This window comes from Cellulosimicrobium sp. CUA-896, from assembly GCF_001942335.1.
Lineage (GTDB): Bacteria > Actinomycetota > Actinomycetes > Actinomycetales > Cellulomonadaceae > Cellulosimicrobium.
Map to the genome: position 1 here is coordinate 70,918 of NZ_MKKH01000010.1, position 11,526 is coordinate 82,443.

Annotated in this window: 7 protein-coding genes and 2 pseudogenes; 2 read left to right on the forward strand and 7 right to left on the reverse strand. The window is 78.2% G+C overall.

The features are described from left to right. The first annotated feature begins 1,104 nt into the window (after window positions 1–1,104). On the forward strand, window positions 1,105–2,442 hold the full coding sequence (locus BJF88_RS23060; RefSeq protein WP_369824483.1) for a glycosyltransferase: 1,338 nt from the start codon (window positions 1,105–1,107) through the stop codon (window positions 2,440–2,442). Here BJF88_RS23060 and BJF88_RS23065 read toward each other — a convergent pair. From BJF88_RS23065 to BJF88_RS21235, 5 genes and pseudogenes are all read right to left on the reverse strand, one after another. Continuing rightward, a pseudogene (locus BJF88_RS23065) lies at window positions 2,442–3,350 on the reverse strand (hypothetical protein); the annotation flags it as partial. The gene BJF88_RS23060 and the pseudogene BJF88_RS23065 sit on opposite strands and share 1 nt — an antisense overlap. Next, window positions 3,347–4,378 (reverse strand): glycosyltransferase family 4 protein, encoded by a 1,032-nt coding sequence (locus tag BJF88_RS04510; protein WP_075827922.1) that lies wholly within the window; start codon window positions 4,376–4,378, stop codon window positions 3,347–3,349. The gene BJF88_RS04510 and the pseudogene BJF88_RS23065, both read right to left, overlap by 4 nt. Next, window positions 4,375–5,544, reverse strand: a complete 1,170-nt coding sequence (locus BJF88_RS04515; RefSeq protein WP_075827923.1) for a glycosyltransferase — start codon at window positions 5,542–5,544, stop codon at window positions 4,375–4,377. The genes BJF88_RS04510 and BJF88_RS04515 overlap by 4 nt, the downstream gene beginning before the upstream one ends. Before the next feature lie 43 nt (window positions 5,545–5,587). Next, a complete protein-coding gene (locus BJF88_RS04520) occupies window positions 5,588–6,913 on the reverse strand; it encodes an O-antigen ligase (protein WP_139315914.1) in 1,326 nt (441 codons plus the stop codon). A 406-nt stretch (window positions 6,914–7,319) separates the two neighbouring features. Then, window positions 7,320–9,080: pseudogene (locus BJF88_RS21235) on the reverse strand (glycosyltransferase); the annotation flags it as partial. Between the two features lie 96 nt (window positions 9,081–9,176). Between BJF88_RS21235 and BJF88_RS04540 the strand changes: the two are divergent. Next, a complete protein-coding gene (locus tag BJF88_RS04540) occupies window positions 9,177–10,121 on the forward strand; it encodes a glycosyltransferase family A protein (protein ID WP_075827926.1) in 945 nt (314 codons plus the stop codon). Window positions 10,122–10,509: 388 nt separating this feature from the next. Here BJF88_RS04540 and BJF88_RS04545 read toward each other — a convergent pair whose 3' ends face one another. Then, window positions 10,510–11,214: a hypothetical protein gene (locus BJF88_RS04545; protein WP_139315915.1), complete on the reverse strand. Its 705-nt coding sequence runs from the start codon at window positions 11,212–11,214 to the stop codon at window positions 10,510–10,512. A gap of 75 nt (window positions 11,215–11,289) precedes the next feature. Further along, a partial coding sequence (locus BJF88_RS19465) for a hypothetical protein (RefSeq protein ID WP_158068879.1) occupies window positions 11,290–11,526 on the reverse strand: 237 nt, incomplete at its 5' end.

The window sequence follows — 11,526 nt, forward strand, 5'->3', positions numbered from 1 at the left end:
CGCGGTCGTCGTCGTGACGGCCGCCGACCCGTCCGCGCCGCGCGCGTTCATCACGGCGAACCTCGCGGCGTCGTTCGCGCTCAGCGGCCGCCGGACGGTGGCCATCTCCGGCGACCTCCGCCGCCCGCAGCTCGACACGCTGCTCCCGCCGACCGAGTCCTGGCAGGGCGACGAGCACGAGCTGCGGCCCACCACCGTCCCGAACCTGCGGGTCATGCCGGTGCCCGAGGAGGAGATGGACCCGGCGGACTTCCTCGCGACGGCGCGCGCCCGCCAGCTCGTGCGCAGCCTGCGCGACCACGCCGAGGTCGTCGTGATCGACGCGCCGCCCGTGCTGGCCGCCGCCGACGCGACCATCCTCGGCGGGTACTCGAACGGCGTCGTCCTCATCGCGTCCGCCGGACGCACGGACCGCGCGGTGCTCGTCGCCGCGACCGACCGCCTGCGCGTGAGCAACGTCCCGCTCCTCGGCGTCGCGCTGACCGGCGTCAAGGGCGACCGCCGCATGACCTACGCCTCGACCTACGGGGACGGCCACGTCGCTCCCGAGGACGCCGAGCACGCCGGCGCCGTCGAGCAGGGCACCGAGCCACAGGGTGCCGGGCCGCAGGACGCCGGGCCGCAGGACGGCGGCGAGCAGCGGCGGGGCGCCGGGCACCGGGCCGCGGAGGACGAGCGCGGCGACACCCCGGACGCGCGCGCGAGGCCGCCGCGGGGAGGCGGTCCGACGCCGGTGCGGCGGACGGGCAGGACGCAGGCCGCGAGGCGCGCCCCGCGGCGCAGGGCGGGTCGACCGCGACGTCGCGCGGTGCGTCCGCCCGGCGCGCGAGCGTCGCCGCGGCGCCCGTCGCCGTCGAGCGCGCGGCGCCGGCGGACGGCTCCGCGGACGCGCGTCGCGCGGTGCTCTCGCCGAGCTGGAGCAAGGTCGAGCCGGCCGCGCCGGACGAGGACGACCCCGAGCACGCGGTCACGCCCCGCAAGCGGCCGTTCCGCTGGTGAGCGCGCGGACGAGCCGCCCGCTGCGCGTCCTCGTGCTCGACCACACGGCCGACCTGGGTGGTGCGGAGCTCGCGCTGGTGCGCGCGTGCGCGGCCCTCGGCGACGATGTCGAGGTGCGCGCCGTGCTGTTCGCCGACGGGCCCTGCGGGAGCGGCTCGAGGGTGTCGGCGTCCGCGTGGACGTGCTGCCGCTCCCGGGCGCGGTGGCGGGCGCGGACCGACGGCGCGCCGGCCGGCTCTCGCCGTGGACGCTCGTCGCGGCCGCGCGCACCGTGCCGTTCCTCGTGCGCCTGTCGCGGCACGTGCGCCGCCTGCGGCCCGACGTCGTGCACACGACGTCGCTCAAGGCCGACCTGCTCGGCGTCGTGCCGCCCGGGCCGCCGGGCGCCCGCTCGTCTGGCACGTGCACGACCGCATCGCGCCGGACTACCTGCCCGGGGTCCTCGTCCGCGTCGTGCGCGCCCTCGCGCGGGTGGCGCCGGCCGCGGTCGTGGCCAACTCCCGGGCGACGGCGGCCACGCTCCCGGTGCGGGCCCGCGTCGCGTACCCGGGGTTCGCGCCCGAGCAGGCCCAGGACCTGCCGGCCGCCGTCCCGGACCGCGGTGTGCCGGACCGCGGTGCGCCGGACCGCGACGGGCCCGGCACCGGTGCGCCGGTCGTGGTCATGGTGGGCCGGCTCAGCCCGACGAAGGGGCAGCTCGAGGTCGTGCGGGCGATGCCGGCCGTGCGCGCGGCGGTCCCGGGCGCGCGGCTGCGGATCGTCGGGGAGCCCGCGTTCGGCGCGCAGGACTACGCGCGACGCGTGCGCGAGGAGGTGAGCGCGCTGGGGCTCGAGGACGCCGTCGACCTCGTCGGCTTCGTCCCCGACACGCGCGCGGACCTCGACCGCGCGGCTGTGTGCGTGCATGCCTCGCCCGTGCCCGAGCCGTTCGGGCAGGTCGTCGTGGAGGCCATGGTGCGCGGCGTGCCCGTCGTCGCGACGCGCGCCGGGGGCGTGGAGGAGATCCTCACCGACGAGTCCGACGAGTCCGACGAGACCGGCGAGCCGCTCGGCCTCCTCGTCGCACCCGGCGACGTCGACGCGATCGCCGCGGCGGTCCGGGACGTGCTGACGGAACCCGAGGCGGCGCGCGCCCGCGCGGACCGGCGCGCGCGTCGGCCCGGCGCCGGTTCCCCGTCGCCCGCACGGCCGAGGTCCTCACGGGCGTCTGGACCGACGTGTCCGGTCGAGCGCCGCGGCGATGAGCGCGGCCTGTCCCTCCCACGTCGGCACGTCGGGCGGCGCGCCGGTGAGGGCGCCCGGCTCGGGGGCGGGTGCGGCGTCGAGCGCGGCGAGGACCGCCCCGGGGAACGCCGTCGCCCCGGCGACGCGGACGCGGGCTCGTCCCGGAACCCGGCGACGGGCGTCGCGACGACCGGGCGCCCCACGGCGCGGTACTCGTAGAGCTTGATCGGGTCGAGGCTCTCCGTGAAGTCGTTCACGAGGTGCGGCACGAGCAGCACGTCGGCGTGGCGCAGGTAGGCGGGCACCGTGGTCCACGGGCGCGGGCCGAGCAGGACCACGTCCTCGCGCGCGAGCGCGTCGCGGTCCTCGCGGCCCACGTCGAGGACCGGGCCCACGACGACGACGCGCGCGCGCCCGCGCAGGGCGCGCGCCGTCGCGAGGAGCAGCGGCACGTCGAACCGGTCGGGGTGCGCCGTGCCGACGTAGAGGGCCACGCGGCCCCCGGGCAGGTCGGCGGGCCGGGGGTGCGCCGCGCGGTACCGGTCGAGGTCGACGCCGTTCGTGACGAGCGTGACGTCCCGCGCCGCCCCCTTGCGGCGCACGAGGTCGGCCGAGCAGACGGTGACCTCGGCGCAGCGGTCGAGCAGCACGCTCTCGTCGGCGACGAGCCGCTCGTGCTCGGCGGGGCTGCGGTCGGCGGCCAGCCAGTCGTCGGTCACGTCGTACAGCGCGGGCCAGCCGGTGCGCGCGAGCACCGCCGCGCCCGTCGGGTCGTTGACCCACAGCACCGGGAGGCGCAGGCCGGCGCGCACCGTCGCGCGCACGACGCGGCGGGCGAGACGGTCGTCGGCGGACGGGTCGACGCGGCGGGGGAGCCACTTCGTCGGCTGGTGGAGCTGGATCCGGCCGGGCGCGACGCCGGGCACGGCGGGCGCGGGGCGCAGCCCCCGGCCGGGCCGGGGGAGGGCCCGCCGGCTGAGCCGGTGCAGCGGGTCGGCGGCCGGCTCGACGAACAGCACCCGCAGGTCCGGGTCGGCCCGGCACAGCTCGGCCACGAGGTACTGGTTGCGTCGCCACAGGTCGTCCCACGCCTCGAGCGACAGGACGACGACGCCCTCCGCGCTCACCCGAGGACCCGCGCGTAGACCGCGTCCGTCCCGGCCACCTGAGCGGCGGGCGTGTACCGCGCGCGCTGGGCCGCTAGCCCGGCCGCCGCGCTCGCGTCCCGGCGGTCGGGGTCGCCGGCGAGCACGGCGAGCGCGTGCCCGGCGGCGTCGGCGTCGCCCGGGGGGAACAGCGTGAGCGGGTCGGTGCCGTCGAGCGTCTCGAGGTGACCCCCGGCGGCCGCGGCGACGACGGGGAGGCCGCTCGCCATCGCCTCGAGCACGCTGAGCCCGAGGCCCTCCACGGGGCACGTGGCCACGAGGAGCGCCGCGCGGCCCAGCAGGGCCTCCACGTCGTCGCGCGTGCCGAGGAACGTCGTCGCCCGGGCGATCCCGAGCCGCTCCGCCTGCGCCGCGAGCGCGGGCCGCTGAGAGCCGTCGCCCGCGAGCTCGAGCCGCCAGCCGTCGGCGGCGAGCCCCGACGCCGCGAACGCGTCCAGCGCGACGTCCGTGCGCTTCTCCGGCTCGAGCCGCTGCACGGCGAGGACGACCCGCTCGCGCTCGCGGGCCGCCGGCCCGTCCGGGCGCGGCTCGACGCCGACGGGGACGACCGTGCTGGGACCGTCGACGTGCTCGGCGACGTAGCGGCTGATCGCGATCTGCTCCCGCACGGTCGACGACGCGACCGCCGCGACGACCGTGCCGCGCGGCCCGTGCCCGCGCCGGCGGGCGAAGTGGCGCGTGGAGACGACGGGCGGGAACCCGCGCACGGTGCGCGCGGCGACGGCCGCGGCGACCTCCGCAGCGGTCATGTGCACGTGCACGACGTCGGCGGACGGGCCGTGGCGGCGCAGCAGCGCGGCGACCTGCGCGGTGGTGGCGGCCGGGCGCAGCGGCACGGCGGGGTCGTCGACGCTCGCGCGCATCCCGTCGGGGTCGCCGCCCAGGACGGCCACCTCGTGGCCGGCGGCGGACTGGGCGCGCGCCAGGCGGGCGACGTGGCGCTCGACGCCGGCGAAGCCGTCCGAGCGCACGGCGTGCAGGATCCTCACCGGGGCGCCTCCGAGGGCCTCGGGGCGCCCGCGGCGCCGGGTGTCCCGTCCGCGGCGAGCGCCGCGGCGAGGTCGAGGTACCGCGCGGCGACGGCGTCCCAGGCGTGGCCCTCGGCCGTCTCGCGCGCGGCCTTCCCGGCGGCTGCGCGTCCGGCGTCGTCGAGCGCGGCGACGGCCCGCAGGCCGCGCCGCACCCCCTCGACCGTCCGCTCGACGAGCCAGCCCTCGCGGCCGTCCTCCACGACGTCGGGCGCGTAGCCCACCGGGGTCACGACGACCGGCACGCCGCACGCGAGCGCCTCCAGCACGACGAGCGCGTTCGCCTCGTACGCGCTGGGCAGCGCGAGGGCGTCGGCGGCGTGCAGCCACGGCAGCGGGTCGGGGACCCGTCCGGCGAGGTGGACCCGGTCGGCGGTGCCGAGGCGCGCGACCTGCTCGCGGACCGGCGCGAGCATGTCCGGGGTGCCGCCGACGACGCTCACGTGCAGGCCCGGCACCCCGGCCGCGGCGGCGAGCAGCAGCCCGAGCCCCTTGCGGTCGAACTCGTGCCCGACGAACACGACGTGCGGGGCGCCGTCGGGCACCCCGGCCGCGGCGCGGGCGGCCGCCCGCTCCTCGGGGGACGGGGGCGCGAACCGGTCGACGTCGACGCCGTTGCCGACGACGACGGTCGGCACGCGCAGGCGCGGGTAGGTCGCCCGGAGCGCGTCCCGCTCCGCCGCGGTGAGGTTGACGACGACGCGGTGGTAGCGCCCCCGGTAGCGCAGCGCGTCGCGCGCGGCGGTGAACAGGTGCAGCGGGTTGCGCGCCATCCGCCACGCGTAGCCTCCCCGCGCCCGCATCGCGACGCGCAGGATGCCGTGGTTGACGTAGACGTCGCCGGCGAGCACGTCGTTGTGGCAGATCGACACGGCGTCGGGCCGCGCGGCGAGGTGGCGGCGCGCGAGGGCGGTGCCCACGGTGGAGAACCACACGACGCGGGCGAGCAGGGCGAGGCGGCCGCGCAGGCCCTCGCCGGGCTCGGGCAGCCACGCGCCGCGGGCCTCGGCGAGCGTGAACCGCTCGGTCCTGACCCCGGCGCGGACGAAGGCCTCCTCGAGGTGGTGCGCGACGCCGCCCACGCCGCTGCCCGGCGCGATCACGGGCGCGATCTGCACGATCCTCATCGGGCGACCATCTCCTGCACGGAGCGCAGGTCGTCGATCGAGCTCATGCGGGCTCCCGTCTCGCGGCGCGCCGGCGCGCCTGCGCGTACGACTCGGCGCCGAGGCACACCCCGACGATGACGAACGGCACCGTGACCTGCACGGAGACCCAGAAGAGGTCGAACTGGCCCTGGACGAAGCGCATCATGAGCATCGCGAACGCCAGCGTGCCGAACCGCGGGTTGATGCGCCACAGGACCACCATGCCGCCGACGAACAGCACGAGGAACCCGACGAGCCCCACGATCCCGGCCGACGTGAGCACCTCGAGCTCGACGTTCGGCGGCTGGAAGACGAACTCGGTCACGCCCGCCGTCCACCACCGCAGCCCCATGCCGACCCACGGGCTGCGCTGCCACACGTCGACCGAGTCCGCATACCAGGTCAGGCGCTGGTTGGCGGAGTTGAACTGGTTCCCGGAGGTGAGCTGCTCCTGGACGGCGAGCACGACGAAGTAGATGGCCGGTATCGCGGCGAGCAGGATGAGCTTCGAGCGCTTGCGGTCGGGGTCTCCGCGCAGCGTGATGAGCATGATGCCGATCGCGAGACCGACGAGCGCCTGGCGCGCCTGCGCCGCGAGCACGCCGAGCGTGCACACCCAGAACGCCGTGAGCGAGAACCAGCGCGGCCAGCCCACCCACCACGGCCGCGCGTACGCGACGAGCGCGGCGAAGGCGAGCACGCAGCCGATGAAGTTTTTGTGCATCGCGAGGGGCGCGTCGATGTAGACGGGGCCGGTGTTGCCCGCCGCGAGCTGCTGGAGCGCCACGAGGCACGTCTGGGCCGCGATCGCGAGGCACGGGACGAGGAAGAGCGTGAGCCCGAGGCGCGCGCGGCCCGAGCGGCCCACCGCCCAACCGAGGACGAGCGCGCCGGCGACCGAGAGCCAGGCGTGGAACCACTCGACGACGTTCGCGGTGAACGGGTTGACGATCACCGTGAACAGCGTGGCGACCTGGTAGACGAGCGACAGCCACAGCATCGCGCGCATCGGCGGCGAGAACGGCCGCGGCGAGAAGAACAGGGCGAACCAGAACGCGCCGAAGAGCGCGAAGTCGCTCAGCGACAGGTCGACGCCACCACCGCCGACCCGCTGCACCACGACGAGCGCCGGCATGGCGAGGATCGGCAGCGCGACCGGCTCGTACGCGGTGAGCCCGACGACGAGGACGAGCAGCGCGCCCGCGAGGGCGGCGAGCTGGAGCTCGGGCACGACGAACCCGAGGACCCCGAGCAGCGCGACGACGACCGCTCCGCCCGCGACCCAGGCCGCGGCACCGCGCACGCGGCGCGCCGTCGCCCCGGGTGCGCGCGGGGCGCGGTACAGCACCGGGCGGACGCCCGGCACCCGCCGGGGCCGTGAGGTCGTTGAGGCCGGCGCGGTCGACGCGGTCGGTGAGGGCGCCGCGGTCGGTGAGGGCGGCGCGGTCGGTGAGGACGGCGCGGTCACAGCAGGCTCTCGGCCCGCACGGGCCCGACGAGGTACAGGCGCAGGCGGCGGACGGCCTGCTCCCGCGCCGGCCCGCGCAGGGCGACCGCGCGCACGGCGGCGCGGCGACGGCGCCGGCACGTGCCGCCGTCCAGCCCCGGGCACCGTGGTGCTTGCGCAGGTACCGCTCCTGGGAGGCGTGGAAGTGCGTCTCGCGCCGCGCCGGGTCCGAGCTCGTGGCACCGCCGAGGTGGGTCGCGCGCGCGGCGGGCACCTCGGCGTGCCGCCAGCCGCGCCGCACGGCCCGGTAGGCCCAGTCGGTCTCCTCGGCGTAGAGGAAGAACCGCTCGTCGAACCCGCCGACGTCCTCGAGCGCGTCCGCGTCCAGCAGGAGCACCGAGCCGATGACGAACGACCGGTCCCGGGGCGTGCGGCGCAGGCGGGCGAGGCCGACCGCCTCGACCCACGTGGCGGCGGGGGACGGGAAGGGCCACACGACGCGGGCGGGCACGCCGTCGTCGTCGACCTGCCGCGGACCGACGCTCGCCACGCGTGCGTCGGCGCGCAGCGCCTCGTGCAGCGTCTCGACGTCCTCCGGCGAGACGATCGCGTCCGGGTTGAGCAGGAGGACGTCGGTGCCGGGGGCCTGCCGGTGCGCGAGAGCGTGGTTCACGCCGGCGGCGAACCCGCCGTTGCGCCCCGGGTCGAGGTACCGGCCGCCCGCGAGCTCGGTGACCTCGCGGATCTCGGGCATCGACGAGTTGTCGACGACCGTGATCGGGTACTTGCCCGCGAGCGGGGCGAGCGCGTCGCGCACCATCGCGGGCGAGCCGTAGGCCACGACGACGACCTCGGGCGGTTCCGCCGCGCCGCGCGCCCGTGCCGCGCGGCCGGTCCCGGCGCCCGTCCGCCCCGCGGTGCTCGCGGGCCCGGGGGCGGCGCCAGCCGCGGCGCGGTAGAGCTCGAGGTACTGCCCGGCCACGGCCGACCAGGTGCACGCCGCGGCCCGGCGCGCGCCGTCCGCGCGCAGCCGGTCCGCCAGGCCGTCCTCGGTGAGCACGCGCACGAGCGCCGCGCGCAGCGCGTCCGGGTCGTCGGGCGGGACGAGCAGCCCCGCGTCGCCCACGACGTCCGGGAGGGCTCCCGTGGCCGTCGCGACGACGGGCACGCCGCACGCCATGGCCTCGACCGCGACCCGGCCGAACTGCTCGACCCAGCCCGGGGTCTCGCGCGACGGCACCGCGAGGACGTCGAGCGCGCGGTAGAACGCGACGAGGTCGTCGCCGTCGAGCGGGCCGGCGAACCGGGCCCGGCCGCCGAGCACGCGCGCCCCGGTCTCGAGCGCCGCCCGCTCGGGGCCGTCCCCGGCCACCACGAGGTCGAGCCGGTCGTCGCCGGCCACCGCGTCGAGCAGGACGTCCACGCCCTTGTGCGGCGCCAACCGCCCCGCGTACCCCACGCGGAGGCGGCCCGACGGTCCGGACGGCGCCGCGACGTCGTCCGGCGCCGGGGAGGACGGGGGACGGGGCGAGAAGACCGCCGGGTCGACGCCCAGGGGGACGACGGCGACCTCGCCGCGCGCGCCCTTGTCGCGCACGATCCGGCCCGCCTCCGCGTTGCAGACCGACACCCCGGCGGCGCCGCGCAGCGCCGCCGCCTCGAACCACCGGAAGGGCCACGGGTAGCGCTTGCGCAGGTTCTGCGCCGAGTACAGGACGTACGGCGGGGCCTGGCGCCCCGACAGCAGCGCGCGCAGGCGGCGCAGGAGCAGGATCTCGGCCGTCGCGAGCGCGAACGGCTCCTCGTGCACGTCGAGCACGTCCCAGTCCTGCCCGAGCGCCCGCCACAGCGGCCGCGGGTCGTAGACGAACAGCGCCGGGTGGCTGCCGAGCGTCCGCAACCCGCGCACCGGCTCGCCGGGCCGGGGGACGAGCCGCACCGGCACCCCGCCCTCGTCCCACGCGCGCGCGGACAGCAGGTGCACGTCGACGCCCGCGGCGCGGAGCTCGCGCTCGCGCTCGCGCCAGGCGTCGACCACGGCGCTGTGCGAGACGCGGAGGACCCTCATGTGGGAGATTGTCCACCAGGACACGGCGGATCCGGCAGGATTCCGCCGATTTCACCCCGCCCGCCCGAGGGCGGCCGACGGCGACGGAAGGCCCCCATGAGCGAGTCGAGCGACGCCCGCGTCGCGCCCGGGAGCGCCGGGTCGCCGGGCCCGCGGGTGTCCGTCGTCGTCGCGACCAACCGGGGCGGACCGTTCCTCGCCGAGGCGCTCGCCTCCGTGGCCGCGCAGACCCTCCCGGCGGCCGAGCTCGTCGTCGTCGACGACGGGTCGCCCGAGCCCGAGGCGCTGCGCGCGATCGTCGCCGGGGTGCCGGCCGCACGGCTCGTTCACCGGCCGCCGTCGGGCGTCTCCGCCGCGCGCAACGCGGGCGTCGCGACGACCACGGGCGACCTCGTGGCGTTCCTCGACGACGACGACCGCTGGCACCCGGACCGGCTGCGGCGGCACGTCGCGGTCATGACCGCCCGCCCGGACGCCGTCGTGAGCTACTGCGGGATGCGCACGATCGACGCCGCCGGCGCCGAGCTCGTCGCCGCCGACCAGCGCCCCGCGCGCGACCAGGCCGCCGTCGTGCGCGGCCCGGGCGTCATGCTGCCCAACCTCGTGATCCGGCGCGCGGCCTTCGACGCCGTCGGCGGGTTCGACCCGGCGTACCGGCAGGGTGAGGACCTCGACCTCGTCCTCCGGGCCGCCGCCCTCGGCCCGTTCGCGTTCGTCGACGACGTCCTCGTCGACTACCGGCACCACCCGACGAACACGACGCGCTCGCACCGCGACCTCGCGACGAGCATCCGCACGATCCTGCGCCGGCACCGCGACGCGGCGCTCGCGGCGGGGAGCACCGACGTCGTCGTCGCCTACGACGAGCGGCTCGCCGCCAACGACCGGTTCGCGTGGTGGAGCGCCGGCCGGGCCGTCCGGGGCGCCCTCGCGGACCGCCGCCCCGGCGCGGCGGTGGCCGAGGCGGGCTGGGCCGTCCGGTTCGCGCCCGCCGCGCCGCTGCGCGTGGTCGCGAGCCGTGCGCGCGGGCTCACGCGCTGAGATCGGCCGCCCCGGCCTCGTCCACCCCGGCCTCGTCCGTCCCGGCGTCGTCCGCCGCCGGCGGACCCGACGTCGTCCCAGCACTCGGCGAGGAGTCGTCCGCCGCCGGCCGACCCGACGTCGTCCCAGCACTCGGCGAGGAGCACGCCCACGCGCTCCGGGTCGTCGGTGACGCCCAGCCGGCGCGCCTCGTAGCGGGTCGTGACGGCCGCCCACAGCGCGAGCAGCGTCCGGCGGGTCGCGCCGGTCGGGACGAGCGGGCTGCCCGCGGCGACGAGGAGCTGTCCGAGCTCCGCGTCGAACGCGCCGTCGCCGTAGGCCCGCAGGGCGGACGGGCCGGCGGAGACGAGCAGGCCGAGGGGGAACGCGAGGTACGGCGCGAGGATCATCACGGCAGGTCGATGACGACCGGTCGCGTGCGGCGGGTGACGACGACGTTGCGCACCTGCGGGTCGGCCGCCGAGGGGACGAGCGGGAACGGGTGCGCCGCGGCGGCGCGGAGGTCCTCGAGGGGTGGGAACGAGACGGGACGGGGCGCCGTCGCCACCAGCTCGACCGCCTCGTCGAGGAGCGGGCGCCCGTCGGCGACGGCCTCCGCGCGGGTGAGCCGTGCGTAGGCCGCGACGACCTTGCGCAGCGTCCGCACCTGCTTGCGCGGACCGAGCTCGTCGAAGTGGCGGCCCTCGACGAAGTCCTCGACGAGCAGCCCGTCCTCGAGGGCGAAGCCCGGCGTGTGCACGTGCCGCGCGTACCGGCGCCGTCGCTCGGCGTAGTCCGGTCCCGGCGCGGGCATCGTCCGGGCGACGGTCCCACCCGGCGCGAGCAGGAGCACCTCGCCCTCGAACGTGGACGTCGCCACCGAGCACGCTCCGCGCGACCGGTTCACCCACAGCCAGGGCGGCGCGAGGTGCAGCGCGAGCCGGACCGCGTCCTCGAGCACGTCGCGGGCCCGCCCGACGGGCACGAGCGCGGACGCCGCGGTCGACCGGGTCCGACGCAGGTGGCCGGGCAGGGGCGTGCCCAGGCGGCGCCAGAGGCCGTCCGTGCCGGCCACGAAGACGCCCCGCGCCATGAGCTCCCGGTGCTCGGCCATGACGGTCCGCGTCGCGGAGCGGCGCTCACGCGTCGCGCGCCACCGCCGTCGTGCGGCCCCGGTCGCGGCCACCGCTCACCGGGCCGCGTCGGCCCGGAGCGACCCGGGCACGTCCCGCCGCACCCGGGGCAGGTCCGGGTCGGGCCGCGTGAGGCGCCAGCCCAGCGACCACGAGACGCGCCAGGCGACGTCGGTGAGGTCGCCCGGCCGCCGCACGCGCACCGCCTTGGACACCGCGCGCCCCGCGACGCGACCGACCCGGGCCGCGACGCGGCCGGCCCGCGCCGCGGCGCGCGCCGTGCGCCGGACGTC

What these genes read in the sequence shown, in the direction of transcription:
- BJF88_RS04545 (WP_139315915.1), bottom strand. Translation starts at nt 11,214, where the DNA reads ATGGCCGAGCACCGGGAGCTCATGGCGCGGGGCGTCTTCGTGGCCGGC.
- BJF88_RS04515 (WP_075827923.1), bottom strand. Translation starts at nt 5,544, where the DNA reads ATGAGGATCGTGCAGATCGCGCCCGTGATCGCGCCGGGCAGCGGCGTG.
- BJF88_RS23060 (WP_369824483.1), top strand. Translation starts at nt 1,105, where the DNA reads ATGTCGAGGTGCGCGCCGTGCTGTTCGCCGACGGGCCCTGCGGGAGCG.
- BJF88_RS04540 (WP_075827926.1), top strand. Translation starts at nt 9,177, where the DNA reads ATGAGCGAGTCGAGCGACGCCCGCGTCGCGCCCGGGAGCGCCGGGTCG.